Source organism: Geomonas anaerohicana (genome assembly GCF_016458305.1).
GTDB lineage: Bacteria > Desulfobacterota > Desulfuromonadia > Geobacterales > Geobacteraceae > Geomonas > Geomonas anaerohicana.
Genome location: NZ_JAEMHL010000001.1, coordinates 498,498 through 521,566, shown reverse-complemented (window position 1 = coordinate 521,566; position 23,069 = coordinate 498,498). Strand labels below are relative to the sequence as shown.

Here is a 23,069-nt window from a genome sequence, read left to right as displayed (position 1 = left end):
TCCTTTGTTAATATATAAACGAGCGAGTACTTGCTCATTTATGATGGTAAAAAAACTAATCGTTTGCTACAGCGTTCCAGAACGCTTCGAAGCCGGCATTAGTATAGTATTCAGCTTTAGCAGGTTCTCCGACGATGAAATCCATTGAAGTATCTGCAAGCGACCCCATGATTGCGCATACAAAGTCGAACGGATAATCACGTAACAACCCGTTTGCTGTACTCTCTTGAATCATTTTAACGACATCAGAAAAAGCATCCAGCCCCAGTGCTTTGGTTTGCTCACTCACGCGGTTCGACATACCAAGTTTAGCAAGAACTATTCGTTTCGATGGGTTTTTGATACCCCAGGCAACGTATTTTTCCCAAGCGTGTTTGATGCGGTTCTTAACGGTTTCAGCCTTCGGGTAGTCCGACATCATGGACTCACGAAGCTCTTCTTTTAAATAAAGGTAAAGGTGATTGAGCAGTTCATCCTTGTTGCTGAAATAGGTGAACAAACTACCCTCTGCAACCCCGGCAACTTTAGCTATCCGTGCAGTTGGGGCACTTACCCCATGTTCTGCAATTTCGAGGACCGCTGCGTTCAAAATTGCCTTTTGTTTGTCTTCGCTTTTGGGCCGCGCCATTATTTATCCCACTTTTTAACTGAGTAGTTACTCAACTATAGAGCCCAGCCGGAACGATTGCAAGCAAAATCTCGTGTCTAGTTCAAAATCATGATCTGGTTCCGGCTGGGCGGGCTCAATCTTTACCCTGCCACCCACGGAAAACCCGGAAGCCCCTCTTTCTATCCTTTTTATTCGAACGGCCCTGCCTTGATCGCCACCACGTTCCACGTCACTCAACCCAAAGTTCGAATCCTGAACAGCAGCCAGCGCAGATCCTGACCAGCCTGGCATTGCCACGACCAGCTGAAGCACGTGAAATCGGGCAGTTGGGGCTGGCATGTTCCATGCCTAAAGATTGGAGGATTCAAATCTAACCGGGTCCTGAACCTGGCCCGAAAGGAGGAAAATATGAACCGGCTGATGACGGAACAGGAAACGGCCCAGATGGTGGGAATGTCGGTGCACTGGCTGCGCAGAAAGCGCTGGGAGGGGGGTGGCATCCCGTTCATAAAGATGGCCCAGCACGGTGCGGTGCGCTACCAGGAGGAGGCGGTGCGGCAGTTCATCGATGCACATTTTCGCACCAGCACCAGCGACCCCGGCAGGAGGTGAAACCAGGTCAGCAGCCGGGGCGGACCGCCCGCCTGTATGCGGTCCGCTCAGGCTGCCGTATCCCTAATTCTCGCTGCGCCCGGAACACCATGACAGGTGCGTCACGTGGCAGGATCTCCTGAATATGGGGAGACTTATCGTTCCTTGAAGGGGTCGGCGCTTCTCGGGAAGACGTACAGTTCGAGCCCCATCTTGTACAGCACCTGGAGCGCTTTACCCAGTTCCGCCGTTTCCTTCCCGTTCTCAAGTTGGGAAAGGAACTTGGTCCCGACCCCGGTCATTCCTGCGGCGGTTTCCTGCCGCATCCCGATTTCCTTGCGCTTGCTGCGAATGGCCTGCCCGAGATCCTTGGCGCTGACGACCCTGCCGTAGATTGCCTCACCGACCCTTGTCTTTTGTTCTTGGTCCATGCTTCCCTCCGTTTTTCCGTACGGACACATTACACCTGATCTCGCGGGGAAACCAACCAGAAATTACCGTACGGACATATTCAGCAGGTTTGTCTAGAGGTTCAGACCTGCGAATTCGTACCTTTGGTAGTGGAGAGGAGGTCCTCAAAGCGGGAGGTCCGGGAAAAGAGCCCCTGGGTGGAGGGGGGCTGGTAAAGAACTGGCTGCAGCCCTATACTGAGGTGTAGCGGTGCAATCCGCAAAACACCTACCGGAAGATGAGACAAAATGAAGCAAAATCAGGAGTGAGTTTTTGAACTTATAATTAACTTTCTCTAATTTTTTTCGTACCCATATCGTACCCACCATAGATAACCAGCTAATTTAACTGAAGTTGCCTTAAACTTCCTTTACAAGACGGTGAAGGTTTAGTCGGCGGGGGAAAGTCTGGTAACATCACCGAGGGGTTGAGGCCGGAACCGGAGGTGACTTGTGAAAAATGGGAATTATGGGAGTTCTGGGAATGATGGGAAATACGGGAAACCACGGGAGCATCAGCAGTCCCATGACTCCCATAAAACCGCCGGTCCGCTCCTGCCGCCGCGCGGCGACTACCACACCCTGCTTTCCTACCAGAAGGCCTCAGTAATCTACGAAATCACCTACCGCTTCTGCCGCCGCTTTCTTTCAAGGGGCGACCGCACCGTCGACCAAATGGTACAGGCGGCTCGCTCGGGCAAGCAGAACATCATCGAAGGAAGCAAGGCGGCGACAACCTCAAAAGAAACGGAAATCAAACTGACAAACGTGGCCCGCGCCAGCCTTGAAGAACTGCTGGAAGACTACCGCGACTTCCTCTCCACCCGCAACCTCCCCGCCTGGGACAAGGACTGCCGCGAGGCACAGTACGTGCGCAAGCTGGGCAGGAGCACGCCGTTCTCCTTTGAGTTGTTACGGGAGTTCACCGAAACCCGTCCCGCAGAGGTAGTCGCCAACATAGTCATCTGCCTGATCCACCAGGCGAACTTCCTTCTCGACCAACAGCTCAAAGGGCTGGAGAAGTCCTTCCTCAAAGAGGGCGGCTTCCGGGAACGAATGACGCATGCACGGCTTATGGTGCGTGAACAACAGCGGAAAAAGCCGTAGGAGAACCCTACCCTCCCACCATTCCAGATCGCTCAGCAACTTACGGCCTTGGCTGGATATCACCCCCGTGTCACGGCATAGCCTGGTACCGTACGGGCCTGCAGGACAATCAGTACGAATAAAGAACGGTGAGTGCTGCTTTCTCCCTCGCGTTCGAGATGCTCTCACCTTCAGTCTCGAGACGGTACAGCGCCGGGACGTGCTTCGGTGAGACTCCCGGAGAGGCACCGGTGACCCCTGTGGCGCTGTCCAACAGCTCGACCCCAGAGGTGTCGGAGTTGCCCGGCTGGGTGTCGACTATCTTGGCGTACACCTTGTACCCCGGACCGCTCGCTCCGGGGAGCTTGAAGGTCATGTCGGGAGCCTGCTTGGGGTCGTTACTTTTGCTGCCGGGAAGACAGGCGGCCCACCCGGACGAGGGCAGACTCAGCTTCTGGCCGAGGCAGAGGTCGGAACTGAGGTCGAGGTTCAGGGAGGAGAACTCGAGCTTCAAAGAGCTTCCCGGTGTGGGGGTGCCGAACATGCGCGGGATAAGCTCCTTGGTGATCAGCTGCACGCCCCCGTGGGACGCCTCCAGCGAGTTCTTGTAGCGCTTGTGCGCACCGGAGACCTTGGTCTGGGTGAGCAGCAGGTACAGGACGGCAAGGGCGATCACCAGCGAGATCAGCGCCAGCATGAGCGCCGTCACGAGGGCGATACCACGCTCGTTGCCGAGCTTGTCCGCTGGGAACCGCACCCCTTTCGCTACTGGACGAGATTTTTGGGTCGTGTGACGATGGTGTAAAGCTTCCAACGGTATTTTCTCCAATCGGCGGTAAAGAGGCTCGCCATGTCTGCTGCGCTCAGGGTCCTGCCGGATGTGGTCGGCCTGGCCCGGTCCCCCACCTGTATCGAGTCCCCCGGGTAATTGAAAGAGTCATCCCGCTTCCCTTCCTGCACCAGGAGATAGACCCGTACGATTTTCAGATGGTCCCGTATCTCGGCGGCACGCAACGAGGCGAGGGTGGCGCCGGAGAGGTAGCTGATGTTGCCGTCGTCTTTGGCGTCATACTCGAACTCGACCTGGAGGTCGGCCACGCAGTTGAGCAGGGGGTATTGCGTGCCGAAGCGCCCGGTGGCCTGGTCGACGACTGCCTTGTAGAGGATGCCGGTGCCGGGGTTGCAGGTCTGGGGCATGACGGCCGGACGGAACAGGTAGTAGTCGGTCCGGTGATAGGGCATGCGCAGGGCGCTCCCGGCGTTCGCGCTGTTCGCGATGCCGTACGCCACCACCACCTCAGAACGGTCGTTGGGTTTAAAGGGGTCCCCGGCGGGGAGCGCCCCGTTGGTCCCGACCCGTACCTCGAAGTCCAGCCCGTTCATCAAGAGCACCTTCTCCTCGCTTCCCGAAGAGGTAAAGGTGGAGAGGATCGCCGTGGCGCGGTCGTTGGCGCCGAGGTCCTCGGCGTTGTTCCACTTGCGCAGATAGCTGTGATTGCTCCCACCGGAGGAGGAGTAGTTTAGGTAGCTCCACTTGCGGCTGGCGTCGCCCGCGCCTCGGTTGAGTGGCGCCAGCACGGACCGGAGCACCAGGTAGTCCGGGCCGCCGCCTACGTTGGTCGCGTCGCTGCCGTTGACTTCCTTGCCGCAGGTCCCGGCGTCGATCGCCTTGATGTTCGCGCTTTGCACCGCGTTTAGCGAGGCGGAATCCATTCCCTTCGCCAGCGCCTCGTTGGCCACCTCCGCCTCCACGTTCGCGCTGCCGCCGAGATTCCTGAAAGAGATGGCCCCGGTGTAGCTCTGGAAGCGCCAGGGGAGGCCGTAGCCGGCGTGCTCCACGTCGTAGCGCAAAAGCTCGAGCCCCACGATGCCGTCGATGTTGCTCGCCAGCGACTTGGTCTGTTGTGTCGAGGAGGCCACGACGCTTTGGAAGGCCTGGTTCGCCGCCAGGATCACGAAGAGAAAGATCGCCATGGCGACGACCATCTCGACCAGGGTGAAACCTTTGTCGTTTCGGGAGTGCTTCACTTGCCGTCCTTGTAGCTGCGCACGGTCCTCACCTCGTGGAACGAGGTGACGTTCTTGTAGGCCCATTTCACCTTGACGATGAACTGGTAACTGTCGCTGGTGGAAAGCCGCTGGGCCTCCCGCGTCACCGCATACGGCTTGTCCCCGCCCCGCATCCTGCCCGGCACCGTGAGCGTCTGCACCGGCACCAGCGCCGACTGGGGCAGCCGGATCAGTTCTGCCATCTGTGCCTCCCCGATGAGCACCGCATCGTCGCGCAACTGGTTTTTCACGTTGCTGACGGTGCTGGTCCCGATTACCTCGAGAAGCCCGAGCAGGCTGACCGCCATGATCACCATGGCGACCAGGACCTCTACCATGGTGAATCCGGCGTCAGCGGATGGTGATGTTTTCGGCGCTGCAGGGTGCCGCGGCATTTCTCTTCCCCATATCGATACGTGTTGGTGTGATCAGCAAGGCGTCTAATGCTGCCTCGTTGTCGGCCGGCTCGGTACAGACGGCGTCCCCTTCCGTGGAGCTCACGCCGGCGCCGTTGAAGACGACCACGAACGGGTCCGCCCTCAGCACGAGCCGGTACTGCAGGGGCTTGCGGTCGACCGGGGCACCGGTAGCGCTTCCCGACGAGTAGACGGCGAACCCCGAGGCGCTGAAGGCGACCGCCTTGTCCCGCTTCTCGAAAAGAGCCCGGCTGCGCGCCGCTTGCAGATCGGCGTGCAGTTTTTTCACCTGTGCCTCAATGGAACTCTTGCGCGAGTAGCGGTTGAATTGCAGCGTGGCAAGGGTAAGGAGCACCGACATCACGGCCAGGACCACGAGCAGCTCCAAGAGGGTGAACCCCGCAGACGTCTTCCGTTTCATGCGAACTCTCCGGCCATGGCGCCCTAGTGCTCCTTGATGTGCAGGATCCGCTTCACCGGCTTGAGGTTGCTCTTGCTGACGATGGGGGGAGGATCGGCGGGCGGCTTGCCGACCATCGGGTTCTGCTGCTTGCGCCCCCCCCGGTCGGTGAGCGAGCTGGCCACGTCGACCTCCTCGAAGCTCCCCGTGGAAACCTGCACCAGTGCCCTCCCCTGCAGTGCGGCGGCAGAGGCGGCCCCCCCGGTATCGAACTTCACCCCCCACAAGTAGGAGTTCCCGCCGTAGCCGCAGGGGTCCGAAGTGGGTGCGAACGTGGTGAAGTAGACGACACCGTTGGTCAGAGCAACGGGATCGGTAACCAGGCGCTCGGCGCCCAAGCTCGCCGCCGTGTTCTCGGGGGCGAGGTTTATGTACCACCCCTGGTTGCCGATGCTCGCCGAGATGCTGGTCGACTGGTCGGTCAGGGCCGACAGCGACGTCCCGGTGCTGCAGGTGGCGTCGAGGCGGTCGGCCGCAAGGTAGCATGGCTCCTTCACACCGTAGAGCCGGCGCTGCCCGTTGTTGTCGTCCTGGTTGTAGTAGTAGCGCCCGGAGCCGAAGTAGAGCCAGAGGTTATGGTTCTTGCGGTCCTGGAGCCGAACCACGCTGCTCGTGACCGGGCCGGTCCCGTCGATCACCTTGCTGAGCTTCCAGTTGCGCGGGTCGGGGTCCTCTCCGGTGACGAGCCGCAGCACCCCCCCCCCGGTCCAGGTGGTGCCGGAAAGCTGGGTATAGCCGATATAGAGGGCGTCATCCTGATAGTTCCCAGGTGCGTTGCTGTTCCACCGGTCGGTATCGCTGACGGCGCTGGTGATGGTCCCGGCGAAGGCGTTGGAGATCTTGCTCCCGTCGACGAGGGTGTCGATGACGGCCGCCACCGTGCCGTCCACGAGGTTCAGGACGTAGAGGGTCAGGTTCTGGTTCGAGGTCCCCTTGAACTGGTGGTTGGACGGGTCTATCGGGCCGGTCGGACCGGAGGCCAGCACGGCGAACCACTTCCCGTTCTTGCTCTTGTCCGGGGCGCCGTCTGCCTTGCGGGCGCTGATCCTGACCAGCGCGGCGCCGGCCGTCGAGAAGCCAAGGCCGGAGTGCCCGAATTCCCACAAGAAGGAGGGGGCGTCCGGTTGGGTCACGTCAAGGGCGAAGTAGGAGGAATAGCCAAGCCCCTTGCTGCTGTCGAGCGGGTCGACCGTCGGCGTTTCCACGCAGGCGGTCCCCTTGCATCCGGCCCCCTTCATCTTGGACGCACCGCCAAGCCCCATGCTCCCGACCAAAACGGTGCGCCAGGTGCTGCCGTCGGCGGCCTTGGGGCAGTCCCAGTAGTTGCTGCAGCCGGCGGTGGTCCCGATGCTCACGTCGTTGATCGTGGTGGCGCCGTCAACGTAGTACAGGTGCGCGTAGGCGGGGTCGGCGTAGTAGGTGAGGTAGGGAAGCGCGTTTCTCGGGATGAAGGCCCACTGCTCCTCGCCGAGGTCGGAGCCCGACAGGGTGGCCCTGAGGTCACCGGAGCTGTTGACGGAAAGGTTCCCGAGTTTGAATGCGTGCAGCATGCCGTCGTTGGCCCCCACGTAGACCATGCCGCGGTTGGCGTAGGCGGAACTGTAGATGAAGCCGGCCTTGGCGCGGTCGTCCCCGTAGGAGGTGTCCCCGTAGCCGCTGGGCGCCGCCACGTTGTAGGCGTTCAGCTTGAGGGTGGACTGCAGCCTCGGGGTGGAGGCAACGATATCGCCCAGCCGCCAGACCCCCGTGGTCCCACCGATGTTGACGGTGCGGCTGCGGTAGCCGCTCTGGTCGGCACCGGCGACGTAGGCGATGATCTTGTCCGCCTCGGTCTGGTTCGCGGCCTGGAGCAGGGTCCTCGTCGAGGCAAGCGAGGTGTCGAGCCCCGTGAAGCTGGTGAGGCTGCCTACCGTCTGGGTGTAGATGGTGCGCGGCGTGGTCCTCTGCCAGAGCAGTTTGCCGGCACGCCAGATGCTCTTTACCGCATCGGCGTCGACCTCGTCCAGGAAGGTGTAGCTGTCGGCGACGCCGTCCCCGTTGCTGTCGACATCGGCCCTGCCGTCCCCGCCGGCGTCGCGATAGCGTCGCGCCGTGGTCCGGTCGAGCGAGGCGTTGTAGCGAAACCGGACCACGTTGTCGCTGCCCAGGTTCAGGTAGTGAGGCGGCGCGGGATTCCCCCCCACGTAGTCGCTATCCTCCCGCATGGTGCTGTCGTTGATGAAGGGGTCCACGTAGTACCACAGGTTGTGCAACTCGCCGGTCCAGTCTGCCGAGGTCTGGCCGCTGAAGAAGCGCTTGGGGTAGAAGAGCGCCTGCAGCACGTTGGCCCCGCTCCCTTCGCTGTTGCTAAGGATGGAGGCGGCGGTGCCGGAGGACACCTTGGCCAGGATGTCGTTGAACGCGGTCTGCAGCGAGTTGGCGAGAACCGACCCGTCCTGGGCCTCGAAGTAGGTGTCCGGGATGCCGTCACCGTTTTTGTCCCATTTCCGGGTCTTGTCCGGTCTGCCGGTACCATCGTAGTCGTCGAAGCCGCCGTACTTCGCCGTTTTCTTCAGGATGTCACGCCCGATGGGGGAGTCGTCGAAGGCGAACACCGTGTAGATGGTGAGGCTCTGCTTGCCGGGCATGGCATTCTTGCCCAGCGTCGAGGAGCGCAGGTCGGTGTTGTGGGCCCAGTAGGCGACCCCCTCCAAGTAGTAGGTCCCGTCGCTGCCGTTGGCGCTGGAGGCATACTGGCTCGCGTACCCTTCCTGGGCCGCGATGCTGTCCATCCAGCTCTTCACGTCGAGGCTCGTATCAGTCACCTTGCCGGAAGCCGTCGCCGAGCTCCCGGGGATGTTCTGGTCCATGGTGGATTCGCCGTCGGTCAGGACCATCACGAAGTTCTTCTGGCAGGGGTACGCGATGGGATCTTTTCCGGAGTAGGTCCCCCCGTTGTAGGCGCTGTCCGCGGCCTCGAAGTAGCGTGCCGCCTCGAACAGGCTCTCGGCCAGCGGCGTCCAGGTGGAGGGGTCGGTGCTCTCGATCTGCGTGATGAGGTTGGTCCCGGTGGTGCCGAGGTCGACCTTGATGACGCCGCCGTCCCGCACCGCGTTCACCCCGCTTTCGTAGCGGTAGCCGTCGTTGAAGAACATGAGGCCGAAGTTGATCTTGTCGCGGTATCCCTGGATCAGGCCGTCCTGGGGCGGGTTGTCCCCGATGTAGATCTTCACGTTGTAGCTTTTGTTGTTGGTGGTGTCCTGGACCACCTCGGTCGAGGTGCCGGCCCGCACCGTGTAGCGCACGTTGTTGTAGCTTTTGTAGAAATCCCGGTCCGGGTCCTCGGCCGCGAGCAGGTAGTTGGTCGTGTTGGTGGAACGGGAGAGGGCCTTGCCGCCGACCAGCACCTTCCTGATGATGTCGACACGGCGCATGGTGAGCCAGTTCAGGAAGTTGCCGGACCAGAAGGAACTCTTGTTAACGGCGGCGGTGTCGGGTTCGAAGTAGGATCCGCTGTACTTGTACATCCTGCCGCTGTCGAAGTAGCCGAAGTAGGCGGAGGCCGGGTTGTAGCTGGTGTCGTAGGAGCTGGTCCCGGTCCCCGGTGCCTTGTAGGCGAACTCGTACATGCTCCCCGAGTTGTCCACGATAAGGAGCAGGTTGGGCTTGATGCCGGTCCCGTCAGTGGTCACGTAGGGGGGGATCTGGCAGTACTCGTTCGGAGAGGGGGGCGGCGTGGTCGCCTCCGTGGTGAAGCTCCAGGTCCTCGTGCCCGCAAGGGCGTTGCCGGAGAGGTCCTGGATAGCGGTGCCGAGGCTCACGGTGTACGTGGTCGAGTTGGCCAGCGGTGCGGAGGGTGTGAAGGTGGCGACCCAGGTGGCGGGGTTGTAGCTCACCGTGCCGCTCACGCCGCCGACCGTGAAGCTCGAAGTCGAGATGGTGCTGGCGTTGATCGCCTCGCTGAAGGTCACGCTGATGGTGGTGGCGACGCTTACGTTGGTGGCGCCGGACAGCGGCGAGGCGGCGGTCACCGTGGGGGCGATGTTGTCGAATTTAAGGGTGCGGAAGCTGAAGGTGTAATCCATTGCCAGCGCGTTGCCGGCGCTGTCGCGCACCGACGTGCTGACCGTCACGGTGTACGGGGTGTCCGAGCTGAAGCCCGCGCCGGGGTGGAAGGTGGCGACCTTGCCGCTGCTGTCGAGGGAGACGGTACCGCTCACCGCCCCGTTGTTCACGCGTATGCTGGAAGTGGTGATGCTGACCGGGTCCATCACCTCGCTGAAGGTGATGCTGACGTCGGCGGCGAGGGGCACGTCGGTGGCCGAACTGGCCGGGAAGGTCGAGGTGACCGTGGGAGGAGTCGTGTCGGTGTAGGGCTTCGCCTTGGTGGTGAAACTCCAGCTGTAGTTGTAGGCGCTGCTCGACCCCATCTGGGTGCCGTTTTTGTTCTTTACGCGGTAGTCGATGGTAACCGTGTAGGTGGTGCTGTACTTCAGTGCGCTTTTCAGGGAGATCTTGGCCCAGTCACCGCCGGGGTCGTTGACGAGGCTCACCGTGTAGCTCGCCCCGCTATCCACGCTGATCCTTCCGGCAAAGCTGTCCTTGTCCATCTTGCTGTCATCGAACTGCGCCCAGATGGTATCGACCACCGCGGGATCGACATTGGTGGCGCCGCTTGCGGGAGAAAGAGAACTGGCGATGATCTGCGGGGCCGCGAAGGAAGTCCCGGCGCAGAGGCCCAAAAGGACGCAGGCGACCAGGACGGAGAAAAGCTTCTTCATCGGGGCGCCTCCAGGATCGTTATCGTGAGGGCCTCGCCGTCCTTGGGAGCGATGCGCACCAGGGTGTGCGGCAGGATGCGTCGCTGCGGCACCGGCGAGTCCTGGTTGAAGAACCTGGTCTGCCCTGTGATGCGTACGCTGCGGCTATACCCGTCGGGGAGCCGGATCGAGAGTTGGGCACCGTTACGGCCACTCACAGTGCCGACGAACTCCTCTTCGGCAAGGCAGGTTGAGGCGCAAAAAAGGAAGGTGACGAAAATCAGCAGAAAGAGGCGATTACTGCGGCTCATCTTTGCTCCGGGTAGTGCATGGTGCGGCTGGCCAGGAGCCTGCTACGGCCCTGGGGCCCTGTTCAGGGTGCAGACAGTGCCGGCACGCCGTCAATGATGCCCAGCCGGCTCTATGGCCGAGGGCAGACGTAATATAAAGAGCAAACAACGGTTGCCGCCATAACACCGCCGAGCCATCCTGCGGGCCATTGTCTGAAGCAGACAGGCAACCATTCTTTTTTATATGCTCTTCACCCCTTAGCGTCTGTTATTCAGATCACACTACCAGAAGAATGGCAGGGATTCGTACTTAATTTTACCTAACTCACTCAATCTCAAAACGTAACGTTTATACAACCCAATTGTAACAAACACACAATTTAGTGAGATGTAGTAAAGAGAAGGTCTCAACTAGCCATAAATCTAAAACCGCCACGCCGAAGTAATGGCCAACATAGCCACATCCCTGATCCGCCAGGCGAACTTCCTCCTCCTTGAAAGACGGCGGCCTCGGGGAACGGATGACGCATGTGCGGCTTATGATGAGAGAACAACAGAGGAAACAGCGGTGAAAGGGGGGCTTGAGATGAGCGACTGTCCGCTCTATGGTCTCGGCGCGGTTTACAGCCCCATCTTGCGCACGGCGAAGATGACCAGCATGCCGCAGAGCATGGCGGCCAAGGTGTTGCGGGTGCGAAGGACGACGATGGCGGTGAGGGCAGCGGCCATGAGCCCCCAAACGCCTTCGGCAACGATGGACGGCAACACGAGCGAGAACAACAGGGCACCGGGCAGGGCGTCCATGCCACGCCGAAAACGCCCCGAACGCGGAAAACGGGAGGCCAACAGTAACCCGCCCAGCCGCAATGAATAGGTTACGCAGGCGGCGAGCCCAACGGCGACCAACACCTGCGGTTTAATAGCTGGGAACATCTTCTACCTCCTCCGCCTCTTCGATCTCGCACGGCCCTAGCATGGCGCTTACGGCACCGGCGAGCCCCCCCGCCACGATATACCACTTCCCCGGCAGGAACTTGTGAGCCAACAGGGCGGCTGCTCCGGCGACAACCCCGGGGAGCACGTCGCCCTTGCCGCGCCAAAGCCCTACGGCCAGCGCCGTGAACACCGCAGTGAAGGCGAAATCCAGGGCGTAGTCTTCGGGCCTGGTGATGAAACCACCGCCCAAGAGACCGATCAACGTCCCGCTGCTCCAGGCGAGGTAGAGGAAGACGCCGCCGCCGAAGAGGAACCAGGTGGTGGCGCTCCCGTTGCGCTGCTCGGACATGGTGACGGCCCAGTTCTCGTCGGCAACCAGGTGCATCATCCCCATCTTGTGCAGCAGTCCCCGTCCGGAGAAGAGCGGATCGAGTGAGGCGCCGATCAGCAGGTAACGCAGGTTGATCACCAGGACGGCGAGGGTCATCTCGAAGATGGGCATATGGTTCGACCACATGTCGACCATGACGAACTGGGCGGCACCGGCAAAGACGGCGCTGTTCATGTACATCATGTCCAGCCAGCTCAATCCCTTTTGTGCGGCGAGCACGCCCAGCACGCTGCCATAGGCCATGGCGCTGGCGGCCACCGGCACGTTGGCCCTGGCTCCCCTGATCATCTCGGGCTTCCTGTGTTTCATACTTTTCCTTGGTGCTGGCTACCATGCAATTTGTTCGTCTGGATTCACAGACTACTACTTATGGACTGGTGTGGAAAAGATACAGATGGTGGTAAAAAAGGGGCGGTATTGTGTGCGGCGCTCGCGACCGAAGGGAAATCCCCCCTGTCCCCCCTTCGCAAAAGAACCTGGCGCGTGGCCTCATCCTTAAAAGCAACAGGTCCTTTTCCCAGACAAGGGATCAAATGCTGTTGACGTCGATCATGGCTTCGCCCATGACGTACTCGGTTTTGGCGTCACGGGAGGCTTCGGCGAGGCGGGCTACGATGCGGCGGATTTTGTCCAATTCTAGTTTTAAGTCAGAAAGGTGAGTGCGGGCCTTGTCGTTCCCCTCGCCCAGTTCTTTGGTAGCCAGGTGCAGATGCCACAGTATCGCGGTTAGTGGATTGTTGAACTCGTGACTGATAGCGACGGCCATCTCCCGCAACAGCTTCAGCCTCTCGAACTCGACCGCCATCTGTTTTTCTCGTCGCGAGGCTAAGTGAAGAGAGACACGGGCTACCAACTCCTCCGGGTAAAAGGGCTTCACGATGTAGTCATCCGCCCCGGCCTCGAATCCCTTCACCTTTTCACTGCTGGTGTCGCAACTGGTAAGAAAGATTACCGGGATCTCCCGCGTTGCCACGTCCGCCTTCAGTTGGCCGCAGATTTCATAGCCGTTCATCCCGGGGAGGTTGACATCGAGCAGGATCAGATCCGGAGTGACTTCCAGCGCGACGGACTTGGCCGTGGCCCCGTCTTCATGCAGGGTGACCTCATACTCTCCGCTGAGGATGTCCAGCACCTGGGCCTGCGCCACCTTGCTGTCTTCTACGGCGAGGATCTTTTTCATGGCTCTCTCCAAAGGCTACAGGGAACAAGCTGCACTGGGATGTGGGGCTGCAGCTTAACATTCCTCTGAGCCCGAAGCAACGTATGTGTGTGAGGTGGCTTCTAAAGGCAAAAAAGGGGGGGGACGCTTGTTCACACACAGTGCGTTGTGGGAACATAGTCGGCAGGTCCAAGGAATCCTCTGCTGAACCTACGCAAAGGAGGGCTTTAGAGCCGCTACTGGATGATTGTTGGTCCACGAGGAGGCTATCGGCGCGGGTTGGGAGTCAGGGGAGGATGGGGTGGATGTGGAGTGATGGGGAAACCGCAGCGGCGCGGTTTCCCCACATCTCGCTACATCTTGGTGACGGTGAAATCGACGCGGCGGTTCTTGGCCTGCCCCGCCTTGGTCTTGTTGTCGGCGATGGGTTGGGTGTCGCCGAAACCTTTGGCGGAGAGGCGGTTGGCTGCTACGCCTTTCTTGTCGACCAGGTACTTGACGACTGCGTCGGCGCGGTCCTGAGAGAGTTTCATGTTAGCCTCGGGTTTGCCGACGTTGTCGGTGTGGCCATCGACCTGCACATGGAAGCCGGGATAATCCGTCATGATCGCCGCGATGGCGGTCATGGTCTTGTCACAAGCGGGATCGACCTCGGCCTTGCCGGTCTTGAACTTGATGGGGCCTTTCTCGTTCTGGACCTTCTTGAGCTTCTTGGTCACGGCACTGAGAGCGCCCTGCTTAGCGGTGGACGCAGCTTCCTTGCCCAAGTCTTTACCGAGCCCTTTGACAGCATCAAGCCCGGCATACGAAACACCCGAAACCGACAGAGTCAGTACAACAGCAACAGCAATTTTCCGTAACATGTAATCCCTCCTCAGATTTTTTGGCATTGAGAGTGGCACCGTCACCTCCATTCAATGGCCGGACTAAAAATATAATACCTTTTAACCTGTGCGTCAATGGAGGTGCCCTTCCAACGTAATCGGTCCAGCGAACGCGGGTCGCACATCATCCTTCTAGGCAAAAACAGCCCGCCAGGTGCGAAAAGCCCCAAAAACACTTTGACTCTAATCGCGTCACAATGATAAATTCCCAACGCAACTATTGAGTTTCCCCTTATGAAGCAGCATGGAGGAGAACGAGTGAGCGAGGCCACCGCCCGCAACGAAGCGCAACGGACGGAGACAAGGATCCTATCACTCGTCCTGTTCACGCTCGCCATACTGGTCCTCTACGTATGCAGCAGCTACTCCTACCTGCTGTTCCACACCATGGTCGAGGTCTTCTGCGTTCTGGTGACCTTGGGCGTCTTCCTGTTGGCCTGGAATTCGCGGAAGTTTCTCGATAACCATTATTTTCTTTTCCTGGCGATTTCTTTCGCCGTCTCCGGCGTCCTGGAACTGCTACATACCTTTTCCTACAAGGGGATCGGCATCTTTATCGGATACGACGCCAACCTCCCCACTCAACTCTGGATCTCCTCCCGCTATGTGGTTAGCCTCTCCTTCCTGGCGGCACCACTGTTCATTAGACGAAAGCTCAACCTTCCCGCAACCCTGGCCTTTTTCGGCGGCACGACTGTGCTGCTCATCCTGGCCATCTTCTCGGGACAATTCCCTCAATGCTACATTGAGGGACAGGGGCTCACCCCATTCAAGATTTACAGTGAATACAGCATCATAGCCATCCTGCTGGCCTCGGTGGGGGTGCTGTGGGCCAACAGGGAACATTTCGACCGTCGCGTCCTGAGAATACTCCTTGCCTCCACGCTCAGCGCAGCTGGCGCCGATGTCGCGTTCACTCAATACATGAGCGTCTACGGCCAGGCCAACCAGGTTGGCCACTTCTTTCTCTTCCTCTCCTCCTTCCTCATCTACCGGGCCATCGTTTCCATGGGACTGAAAGAACCCGCGTCGGTGCTGTTCCGCAGCCTGGAACAGAGCGAACAAGCCCTCAAGCAGAGTGAGGCCCGGCTACAGCGCGCCCTGGAGCAACGCACCAGCGAACTGATAGAGAAGGAGGAACGCGAAGCCGCACTAAAGCGGAGCAACCAGCGGCTCGACCTTCTTGCGGAGACGGCAAGCCAACTGCTGCAGAGCAAGGATCCCCGGCAACTTGCCAATGCCTTATGCCGGCAGGTGATGGAGTTTTTAGAGTGCGATGTCTTCTTCAATTACCTGATGGATGCAGAGGAAGGTGGACTGAAACTAAATGCCTGTGCCGGCATCGACGAGAAGCAGGCCCAAGCCATCGAGCGGCTGAACCTGGGGGTAGCCGTCTGCGGCTGCGCAGCACGCGACGGCTGCAGGATCGTGGCAGAGAACATCCCGGGGTCGCTCGACGCGCGCACCGAATTGGTCAAATCGCTGGGAGTAAAGGCATACGCCTGCCACCCGCTGCTGTCACAGGGGCGGGTGCTGGGAACCCTCTCCTTCGGCACCTGCAGCAGGACCAGCTTCAGCGAGGATGATCTCTCCCTGATGAAAGCGGTTGCCGACCAGGTATCCATCGCCATGGAGCGCACCCTCATGGTAGAACGGCTGCGCCAGGCGAAGCAGGCGGCCGAAGAGGCCAGCAACACCAAGAGCAGGTTCGTGGCCAACATGAGCCACGAGTTGCGCACCCCGATGACCGGAGTCCTGGGCATGCTCGACCTCGCCCTGCTCACACCGGACGCCGCAGAGAGAGCCGATTACATCCAGACGGCCCAGAGGTCGGCGCGCTCGCTGCTGCGCATACTGAACGACATCCTGGACCTGGCCAAGGTGGAAGCAGGCAAGTTCACCCTGGACATCCGGCCGTTCTCCCTGCGCGCCTGCCTGGGCCAAGCTGTTGACATTGTGATGCCCGAGGTGAAGCGCAAGGGGCTGGAGCTTGATCTGCAGGTTGAAGACGGCCTCCCCGACCACGTGCAGGGGGATCAGGTCAGATTGCGCCAGGTGCTGACCAACCTCGTTGGTAACGCGGTCAAATTCACCGAGCACGGCGGAGTCGCCATAGACGTGCGCGCAGGAGCAGGGTCCGACGGCCAGATGGAATTCCGCTTCGCGGTGCGCGACACCGGCATCGGCATCCCGGCAGACAAGAGGCACCTGCTCTTCAATTCCTTCAGCCAACTCGACGACTCCAACACCCGCAGCCATGGGGGCACTGGGCTGGGGCTGGCCATCAGCAAGGAGATCGTTGAGCGGATGGGAGGAAGCATCGTCGTGGCAGGTGAAGCGGGTGGAGGGAGTTGTTTCTCGTTCTCGGTTTTGCTGGACCTCATCGAGGGCGAGGCGGAGGTTGAACCTCCCTCGCCGCGCCCTCCTGCCCAAGCCGCAGAGACAGCGGCAGCGGCAACGGCAATCACCAGACGCCTGCTGATCGCCGAGGACGACCCTACCATTCGACAGGTGCTGGGGACCATGCTGGGGAGGCTTGGTTACCAGGTGGACTTCGCTGAAGACGGCGAACAGGCTGTGGAAAAGTGGCAGCGGTCCAGCTTCGACATGATCATCATGGACGTCCAGATGCCGCATCTCGATGGTTTCGAGGCGACGCGGACCATTCGGGAGCTGGAACAGCAGCGCGGGGGACGGCTACCCATTCTCGCCATGACCGCGCACGCCATGAAACAGGACGAGGACCGCTGCATCGCCGCCGGCATGGATGACTACATCTCAAAACCGATTGACTTCAGGGAATGCCTGCAGAAGATCGGCGCGCTGCTGGGCTAAACGTCGCAGTTGGAACCGGGTTCCGGCCAGGCCAGCAGGTTCCGTTCGTGGTGCAGGTGGTAGGGCTTCAGCGAATAGGAGCGGTAGCTTACGCCGCCGTCGTAGTTGAGGAGCACGGCGAGCCGCTCGCGCATGACGGGGCTCGTCACCATCTCGACGGCCTCTGCTGCTGCCACCCAGGTGGCGGCTTCGCTGTCATCAGTCGGGTTCAACTCCCCAGAGATGTAGCGTCCCAGGAAGGCGAAGATGAGCGCGGAGGTGGGGGAGACCATGGACCAGACGGCAGCAAGCGGACCGATCTCCACGTCGACACCGGCCTCCTCGGCGACCTCGCGGCGCACAGCAGCGACCAGGTCCTCGCTTTCCTCGACGCGCCCCTGCGGTATCTCCCAGCCACGCTTCCGGTGGCGGATCAACAGGACCTGATTTTCGTCGTTGCGCACCAGGCATCCTACCACCACGGTATGTCTCGGATCTTTTTGCTCCGTCATGTAGGTTCCCCTTCCTGAAAATCTGCCCCATCGCGGCGCTATCCACTATGCCATTTGCCGGCCATCGCTGGCAAGGGGTAGGTCGGCAGAGTTAACTGGCGCCCTACCCCCAACCACTCTCCCCGAGGGAGAGGGAGAGGGAGATACTGCTGTCATAAACCAAAAGCTCTTGAAGTTCATGTTTTCGCCTTTCTCAGATTTCCTCAGATTTTCTCCGTGGCCAATGGTTTTAAGGTATTAAAAAAACGACAACGGCAGTGCTGTGCATCTCTTCTTCCCCAACCCCGAAGATGCCAGACACTGCCGTTGCCGTATCGTTCTTACTGCTTTGCCTTGAGCCTTAGATCTCGGCGTTCACCTCGGCGAGGGACTCCTCGAGGATGGCCATGCCGCGCTCGAGCTGCTCGTCGGTGATGACCAGCGGCATCAGCAGACGGACTACGTTGCCGAGGGCACCGCAGGACAGGATGACGAGCCCCTTGTCGTAGCAGAGCTTGACCAGCTTCTTGGCGAGGTCGCCGGCGGGCGCCTTGGTGTTGCGGTCGCGCACGAGCTCGAGGGCGAGCATGGGGCCCTTGCCGCGCACTTCGCCGATGATCTCGTACTTCTGCTGCATCTCGTCGAAGCGCTGCTGCAGCTTCTCGCCCAGCTTAACGGACTGGTCCAGCAGCCCGTCGTTGAGGAAGATGTCGAGGACGGCGAGGGCAGCCGCGCAGGAGAGCGGGTTGCCGCCGTAGGTGCCGCCCAGTCCGCCCGGGTGCGGCTGGCTCATGATCTCTGCGCGACCGGTGATCGCGGAGAGCGGCATGCCGCCGGCAAGGCTCTTGGCGGTGGTGATGAGGTCCGGCTCGATGCCCCAGTGGTCGATGGCGAACAGCTTGCCGGTGCGCCCCATGCCGCTCTGGATCTCGTCGATGATGAGGAGGATGCCGTGCTTCTTGCAGATCCCCTGCACGATCTCGAAGTATTCCTTCGGCGGGGTGACGAAGCCGCCCTCGCCCTGGATGGGCTCGATGATGATGGCAGCGGTCTGCTCGGCCGCCACGTAGCCGGTGAAGAACTCGTCGAGCTTGTGGGCGCAGGCGCAGCCGCAGCTCGGGTAGCTCCCGCCGTAGGGGCAGCGGTAGCAGTATGCGGACGGGATGCGGTAGCTCTCCGGAGCGAAGGGGCCAAAGCCGTACTTGTAAGGCTTCACCTTGGAGGTCAGGGTCATGGTCATCAGGGTGCGGCCGTGGAAGCCGTTCTCAAGGGAGATGACGCCCGGGCGCTTGGTGACGTAGCGGGCGATCTTGATGGCGTTCTCGACCGCCTCGGCGCCGGAGTTGGCCAGCATGGTCTGCTTCGGGGAGTTGCCCGGTGCCAGTTCGTTCAGGCGCTGTGCCAGCTCGATGTACCCCTGGTAGGGAGCGACGTGGAAGCAGGTGTGGATGAATTTCTCGGCCTGCTCCTGGATGGCTTTGACGACTTTCGGATGGCTGTGGCCGACGTTGTTGACGCCGATACCACCGGCGAAGTCGATCAGGTCACGTCCGTCGACGTCGGTCATGATGGCCCCCTGGGCCTTGGCAATGAAGGCGGGGCTCAAAAGTGCCACCCCTCCGGGGACGTGTTTGTTGCGCAGTTCCATCAGTTGCTCGTTACCAGCAGTCATGGGTGAAGCTCCTTTGCCTAGTAGTTGGTGACTACCGGGTTCGTGTGAGGCCCCCGGTAAAGGTGTCGGATCGAAGAGACCGGACTTCGTTCAGTCCGCCCGGTCATCCCCCACTACAAAGACCGTACCAAGCTGTCAGAGAGGAGCCTGTATCGACTGACCTGGCCGTTGACGTAAAGGTTAGCTGACCGACGGTCCTCTCTCGTGACAGAGGCAAAACGCACGCTACAGTAACGCGTTATATGTATACTGGCAGGGGTGCAGGCAACGCACTATAAGTAAGGCCAAAAATGTCATACGCGAAAAGGAGGGACTTTCACTACTGAGGGTGATAAGAACGGCTATGACTGTTTCGGGGTTGTTCTATTATTTACACTTGAATATTTGATTCATTTCTGCATAATGCGCCTCAACGGGGATATGGTATACGCCACAACTGCCCGCCCTTCCAGGCCTCCCGACCGGTAAAAGAGAGTACGCAGAAGGAGAAGCTCCGCCGTGAACAACTCGCTTAACCCAGTGGAACTGATCGGTTTTTCCAGCGGAGGCGAGCTGCGCTCGGACGCCTTCTACCAAGCCATGGTCAACGCCGTCGATGTCGGCATCCTGGCCGTCAACACCTCGGGCATGGTGATCCTGGCCAACCGAGCGGTCCGGGAGAGCTTCGGCGCGTTCCAGGGGGTGCACCTGAACGACGTGCTCCCCGACCTCTGGCCCAAGGTGGCGCAGCGGCTTTTGGGACATGCGCGTAATGCCGAGATCTCGGTACGCGGCATCGAATCCAACTTCCTGGTGCGGGTGAGCCCGATGCTCCTGGACCACGAGCAGGTGGGCGCCGTCTGCGTCTTCGTCGAGAGCACGGAACTCGAAGAGATGGCCAAGCAGATGGAGTTTTTCCAGGGACTTACCCGAGAGCTCGACACCATCATCGACTCCTCGTCGGACGGCCTCTGGATCTGCGACGCCGACGCCAACGTCGTGCGCATCAACCCGGCTTCCGAGCGCATCAACAACGTCCAGGCCAAGGACGTGGTCGGGCGCAACATGCGCGACCTCATCAACGCCCGTGTTTTCGACCGTTCCGCTACCCTCGAGGTGCTCAGGACGGGGACGCGGGTGAACCTCCTGCAGCAGCGCGAGGGGCGCAAACTGATCACCACGGCAGCCCCCGTCTTCGACTCGGCCGGCCGCATCACCCGGGTAGTCGTCAGCGAGCGGGATATCACGGAAATCGACAACCTGCAGCGCGAACTGGAGGACCAGGAGGCGATCCGGGACCAGTACCGCAACCAGATGCTGGAAATGCAGCAGGAACAGCAGCTTGAGAACCAGCAGATCATCGCCCGCAGCCCCGCCATGCTCAAGGCGCTGCGCCAGGCGCTCAAGGTCGCCAAGGTCGAGTCCACCGTGCTGATCCTGGGGCCGTCAGGCGTGGGCAAGGGGCTCTTCGCCGACCTGATCCACAAGAACTCGGAGCGCGCCAACAAGCCCCTCATCAAGATCAACTGCGGCGCCATCCCGGAATCCCTCATAGAATCGGAGCTTTTCGGCTACGACAAGGGGGCCTTTACCGGCGCCCAGACCGGCGGCAAACCGGGCTACTTCGAGCTCGCCGACGGCGGCATCCTGTTCCTGGACGAGATCGCCGAACTGCCGCTCCCCTCACAGGTGAAGCTTTTGCGCTTCATGGAGGACGGCACCATCATGCGCCTGGGGAGCACCCGCCCCCGCGAGGTGAAGGTGCGCATCCTCGCCGCAACCCACCGAAACCTAGAGCAAATGGTCGAAGAAGGGAAGTTCCGCCTCGACCTCTACTACCGCCTCAAGGTCATCCCGATCCACGTCCCATCCCTCAAGGAGCGCAAGGAATGCCTGCTCCCCCTCATCCTGCACTACATCGAGTGGTACGCGAAGAAGCACAAAACCAGCAAACGCCTCTCCCGCGCGGCTTGCGACACCCTTTTGGGGTACCCGTTCCCGGGCAACGTGCGCGAGCTGATGAACCTGTGCGAGCGCCTGGTGGTCATGACCGAGTCCGAAGTGATCAGCTTGCAGGATCTCCCCGCCGACGTGGCCAAGGGTGACACCAGCGAGGCGACCGCACCGGCACAGTGGCCCGAGAGCATGACCCTGCCGCAAGTCATTGAAAGTACTGAGCGTGCGTTGCTGGCCCATGCCATCAAATCACACGGCTGCCAGGCCGACCTGGCCGAGGCGCTCGGCGTGAGCCAGCCGACCATAGCACGCAAATTAAAACGCTACGGGCTCGCCTGCTGATGGCGCGACCCTGTATACGACCTTTATTCACATGTGAATAATTTTGCCGTCGACCCGGGGCGCCTCGGCGGGGCACAATCCCCCTCCTGCCTCCCCCGCATCGCCCCGTTCACCGTTCATTGTCAGTAAGCATGCGGAGTTTCGCCAAACCCCGTTCTGCAAAATTCTCCTTTGCCGCCGGAACGGGCCATTTGGCATGCTTTCTGCTGTATACGGGCTGCCAGCGCCGGGAGGTGCGGGCGCCGGGTTCCCTCGGCCGACGGTAGCCGACGTCGTCCACCGCACCGGCCGCGAACCCTGAATGGAATGCGATGCAGGTTGTTTCAAAAACTTTTTTTGGCACATCAAACAACAGGAGGTAGCACAATGAAGTTTGGATTCGTCAGGGTACTGCTGCTCATCGCAGCCCTCTTCGTGGCCATCCCGGCCCACGCAGAGCAGAGGAACTTCTTCAAGATCGGTGTCATCACCGAGCTGTCCGGCGATCTGGTCACCGGCGGCAACATCACCAAGCGCGGTTACGACCTCTGGGCGCAGGAAGTAAACGCCAAGGGCGGTATCGAGATCCAGGGCAAGAAGTACCCGGTCAAGCTGGTGTACGCAGACGCCCAGTCCAACCCGGCTGCCGGCGCGGCAGCGGCTGAGAGGCTGATCACCCAGGAGAAAGTCGACTTCATCCTCGGCCCCTACTCCTCCGGCGTAACCCTCGCCGTGGCCCCGGTCGTCGACAAGTACAAGATCCCGATGATCACCGGCTCCGCCGAGAGCCCGCTCATCTGGAAGAACAAGTTCAAGTACACCTTCGGCACCATCCCGCCGATCAACTTCACCGGCGCTACCTCCATCAAGACCCTGACCGAGATGAAGCCGGCTCCGAAGACCATCGCCATCATCGGCTCCAACGACGCATTCTCCAAGGCAACCGCCGAGTCCTACAAGGCAGCCGCCGAGAAGGCCAAGCTGAAGATCGTGAAGTTCAGCATCGTCCCGTCCGGTCAGGACATGACCCCGCTCCTCTCCGCAGTACGTAGCATGAAGCCCGACGTCATCGCCTTCGGCGGCCACGACGAAGAGCACGTGAAGTTCGTGAAAGCACTCAAGCAGATCGGCTACACCCCGAAAGCCCTCCTCATGCACTGTGGCATCACCGACAAGGCATTCATCGACGCAGTCGGCAAAGACGGCGAGCAGATCTTCGGCACCACCTGCTGGACCGGCACCGCCAAGACCAAGAGCAAGGTGCTCTGGCCGAACGCTGCCGCTTACGCAGCCGCTTCCCAGAAAGCATTCAACAACCCGGGCGACTACACCCAGGGTGGCTGCTCCGCCGCCGGCATCGCCTTCCAGACCGCTCTGCAGAAAATCGGCGCGAAGCCGGGGATGGACGAGGCTACCCGCACCAAGCTGATCGCGGCTCTCGAGCAGATCGACGTGCAGACCTTCTACGGCCGCGTGAAGTTCGCCACCTCCGGCGAGTTCTACCACGCCAACGTCGGCCTCGACCCGCTCACCGTCCAGATCCAGAGCGGCCAGGTCAAGACCGTCGGCCCGAAGGCTTCCGTCGAAGCTCCGGCCATCTACCCGATGAAAGAGTGGAAGTCCCGTTAATAGCTGCATGAAGCATCCCCTGCCGGCAGCAAACGCCGCCGGCAGGGGATTTCCCCGCATCGGGGAGCCACAACGGCCAGAGCGGCCCGGGCGGGCGACCGCCGCCGGTCCAGACGGACCGCACACAACGTAGCTGCACTATTCGCT

The 23,069-nt window shown here is 60.7% G+C and carries 19 protein-coding genes; 5 read left to right on the top strand and 14 right to left on the bottom strand.

Annotation, left to right across the window (positions count from 1 at the left end):
* Positions 1 to 55: 55 nt before the first annotated feature.
* Positions 56 to 628 (bottom strand): TetR/AcrR family transcriptional regulator, encoded by a 573-nt coding sequence (locus tag JFN91_RS02170; RefSeq protein WP_199387565.1) that lies wholly within the window; start codon positions 626 to 628, stop codon positions 56 to 58.
* A 390-nt stretch (positions 629 to 1,018) separates the two neighbouring features.
* Here JFN91_RS02170 and JFN91_RS02165 point away from each other — a divergent pair, with 390 nt between their 5' ends.
* Positions 1,019 to 1,222, top strand: coding sequence for a helix-turn-helix transcriptional regulator (locus JFN91_RS02165; protein ID WP_183344922.1), 204 nt, complete (start codon positions 1,019 to 1,021; stop codon positions 1,220 to 1,222).
* A gap of 134 nt (positions 1,223 to 1,356) precedes the next feature.
* Here the strand turns inward: JFN91_RS02165 and JFN91_RS02160 are convergent, their stop codons facing one another.
* Positions 1,357 to 1,632, bottom strand: a complete 276-nt coding sequence (locus tag JFN91_RS02160; protein WP_183344920.1) for a helix-turn-helix domain-containing protein — start codon at positions 1,630 to 1,632, stop codon at positions 1,357 to 1,359.
* Between the two features lie 471 nt (positions 1,633 to 2,103).
* On the opposite strand from JFN91_RS02160, the gene JFN91_RS02155 reads away from it, so the two are divergent.
* Positions 2,104 to 2,757, top strand: a complete 654-nt coding sequence (locus JFN91_RS02155) for a four helix bundle suffix domain-containing protein (protein WP_199387564.1) — start codon at positions 2,104 to 2,106, stop codon at positions 2,755 to 2,757.
* 109 nt (positions 2,758 to 2,866) lie between these two features.
* Here the strand turns inward: JFN91_RS02155 and JFN91_RS02150 are convergent, their stop codons facing one another.
* From JFN91_RS02150 to JFN91_RS02105, 10 genes are all read right to left on the bottom strand, one after another.
* Positions 2,867 to 3,493: a pilus assembly PilX N-terminal domain-containing protein gene (locus JFN91_RS02150; RefSeq protein ID WP_328745425.1), complete on the bottom strand. Its 627-nt coding sequence runs from the start codon at positions 3,491 to 3,493 to the stop codon at positions 2,867 to 2,869.
* A gap of 8 nt (positions 3,494 to 3,501) precedes the next feature.
* Entirely contained in the window at positions 3,502 to 4,764 is a 1,263-nt protein-coding gene (locus JFN91_RS02145) for a PilW family protein (protein WP_328745423.1), read from the bottom strand.
* A complete protein-coding gene (locus JFN91_RS02140; protein WP_199387562.1) occupies positions 4,761 to 5,180 on the bottom strand; it encodes a type IV pilus modification PilV family protein in 420 nt (139 codons plus the stop codon). Before JFN91_RS02140 ends, JFN91_RS02145 begins: the two co-directional genes overlap by 4 nt.
* Positions 5,137 to 5,622, bottom strand: a complete 486-nt coding sequence (locus JFN91_RS02135) for a prepilin-type N-terminal cleavage/methylation domain-containing protein (RefSeq protein ID WP_199387561.1) — start codon at positions 5,620 to 5,622, stop codon at positions 5,137 to 5,139. Before JFN91_RS02135 ends, JFN91_RS02140 begins: the two co-directional genes overlap by 44 nt.
* 23 nt (positions 5,623 to 5,645) lie before the next feature.
* Complete coding sequence (locus JFN91_RS02130; protein ID WP_199387560.1) at positions 5,646 to 10,421, bottom strand: Ig-like domain-containing protein; 4,776 nt, start codon at positions 10,419 to 10,421, stop codon at positions 5,646 to 5,648.
* Positions 10,418 to 10,711 carry a hypothetical protein gene (locus JFN91_RS02125; RefSeq protein ID WP_199387559.1) on the bottom strand — a complete coding sequence of 98 codons (294 nt, stop codon included), beginning with the start codon at positions 10,709 to 10,711 and terminating at the stop codon, positions 10,418 to 10,420. Before JFN91_RS02125 ends, JFN91_RS02130 begins: the two co-directional genes overlap by 4 nt.
* 600 nt (positions 10,712 to 11,311) lie before the next feature.
* Complete coding sequence (locus tag JFN91_RS02120) at positions 11,312 to 11,623, bottom strand: AzlD family protein (RefSeq protein ID WP_199387558.1); 312 nt, start codon at positions 11,621 to 11,623, stop codon at positions 11,312 to 11,314.
* Positions 11,607 to 12,326 carry an AzlC family ABC transporter permease gene (locus tag JFN91_RS02115; protein WP_199387557.1) on the bottom strand — a complete coding sequence of 240 codons (720 nt, stop codon included), beginning with the start codon at positions 12,324 to 12,326 and terminating at the stop codon, positions 11,607 to 11,609. The genes JFN91_RS02120 and JFN91_RS02115 overlap by 17 nt, the downstream gene beginning before the upstream one ends.
* Before the next feature lie 220 nt (positions 12,327 to 12,546).
* Positions 12,547 to 13,197: a response regulator transcription factor gene (locus JFN91_RS02110; protein ID WP_199387556.1), complete on the bottom strand. Its 651-nt coding sequence runs from the start codon at positions 13,195 to 13,197 to the stop codon at positions 12,547 to 12,549.
* A 332-nt stretch (positions 13,198 to 13,529) separates the two neighbouring features.
* The gene (locus JFN91_RS02105; protein WP_199387555.1) at positions 13,530 to 14,039 is read right to left on the bottom strand and encodes an OmpA family protein; all 510 of its coding nucleotides are present in this window, start codon (positions 14,037 to 14,039) and stop codon (positions 13,530 to 13,532) included.
* Positions 14,040 to 14,318: 279 nt separating this feature from the next.
* Here JFN91_RS02105 and JFN91_RS02100 point away from each other — a divergent pair, with 279 nt between their 5' ends.
* Positions 14,319 to 16,895, top strand: coding sequence for an MASE3 domain-containing protein (locus tag JFN91_RS02100; protein WP_328745417.1), 2,577 nt, complete (start codon positions 14,319 to 14,321; stop codon positions 16,893 to 16,895).
* Here JFN91_RS02100 and JFN91_RS02095 read toward each other — a convergent pair.
* Positions 16,892 to 17,386: an NUDIX hydrolase gene (locus JFN91_RS02095; protein WP_199387553.1), complete on the bottom strand. Its 495-nt coding sequence runs from the start codon at positions 17,384 to 17,386 to the stop codon at positions 16,892 to 16,894. The genes JFN91_RS02100 and JFN91_RS02095 overlap by 4 nt on opposite strands.
* Positions 17,387 to 17,726: 340 nt before the next feature.
* Positions 17,727 to 19,037 (bottom strand): 4-aminobutyrate--2-oxoglutarate transaminase, encoded by a 1,311-nt coding sequence (gabT, locus tag JFN91_RS02090; RefSeq protein ID WP_199387552.1) that lies wholly within the window; start codon positions 19,035 to 19,037, stop codon positions 17,727 to 17,729.
* 498 nt (positions 19,038 to 19,535) lie between these two features.
* Between gabT and JFN91_RS02085 the strand changes: the two genes are divergently transcribed.
* Together JFN91_RS02085 and JFN91_RS02080 are read left to right on the top strand one after the other, a co-directional pair.
* A complete protein-coding gene (locus tag JFN91_RS02085; RefSeq protein ID WP_199387551.1) occupies positions 19,536 to 21,314 on the top strand; it encodes a sigma 54-interacting transcriptional regulator in 1,779 nt (592 codons plus the stop codon).
* A gap of 366 nt (positions 21,315 to 21,680) precedes the next feature.
* The gene (locus JFN91_RS02080; protein WP_199387550.1) at positions 21,681 to 22,922 is read left to right on the top strand and encodes an amino acid ABC transporter substrate-binding protein; all 1,242 of its coding nucleotides are present in this window, start codon (positions 21,681 to 21,683) and stop codon (positions 22,920 to 22,922) included.
* Positions 22,923 to 23,069 lie beyond the last annotated feature (147 nt).

Bases quoted from the DNA above. Each gene is read 5' to 3' on its own strand.
- JFN91_RS02170 (WP_199387565.1), bottom strand. From the start codon at position 628: ATGGCGCGGCCCAAAAGCGAAGACAAACAAAAGGCAATTTTGAACGCA.
- JFN91_RS02165 (WP_183344922.1), top strand. From the start codon at position 1,019: ATGAACCGGCTGATGACGGAACAGGAAACGGCCCAGATGGTGGGAATG.
- JFN91_RS02160 (WP_183344920.1), bottom strand. From the start codon at position 1,632: ATGGACCAAGAACAAAAGACAAGGGTCGGTGAGGCAATCTACGGCAGG.
- JFN91_RS02140 (WP_199387562.1), bottom strand. From the start codon at position 5,180: ATGCCGCGGCACCCTGCAGCGCCGAAAACATCACCATCCGCTGACGCC.
- JFN91_RS02135 (WP_199387561.1), bottom strand. From the start codon at position 5,622: ATGAAACGGAAGACGTCTGCGGGGTTCACCCTCTTGGAGCTGCTCGTG.
- JFN91_RS02130 (WP_199387560.1), bottom strand. From the start codon at position 10,421: ATGAAGAAGCTTTTCTCCGTCCTGGTCGCCTGCGTCCTTTTGGGCCTC.
- JFN91_RS02125 (WP_199387559.1), bottom strand. From the start codon at position 10,711: ATGAGCCGCAGTAATCGCCTCTTTCTGCTGATTTTCGTCACCTTCCTT.
- JFN91_RS02120 (WP_199387558.1), bottom strand. From the start codon at position 11,623: ATGTTCCCAGCTATTAAACCGCAGGTGTTGGTCGCCGTTGGGCTCGCC.
- JFN91_RS02115 (WP_199387557.1), bottom strand. From the start codon at position 12,326: ATGAAACACAGGAAGCCCGAGATGATCAGGGGAGCCAGGGCCAACGTG.
- JFN91_RS02110 (WP_199387556.1), bottom strand. From the start codon at position 13,197: ATGAAAAAGATCCTCGCCGTAGAAGACAGCAAGGTGGCGCAGGCCCAG.
- JFN91_RS02105 (WP_199387555.1), bottom strand. From the start codon at position 14,039: ATGTTACGGAAAATTGCTGTTGCTGTTGTACTGACTCTGTCGGTTTCG.
- JFN91_RS02095 (WP_199387553.1), bottom strand. From the start codon at position 17,386: ATGACGGAGCAAAAAGATCCGAGACATACCGTGGTGGTAGGATGCCTG.
- gabT (WP_199387552.1), bottom strand. From the start codon at position 19,037: ATGACTGCTGGTAACGAGCAACTGATGGAACTGCGCAACAAACACGTC.
- JFN91_RS02080 (WP_199387550.1), top strand. From the start codon at position 21,681: ATGAAGTTTGGATTCGTCAGGGTACTGCTGCTCATCGCAGCCCTCTTC.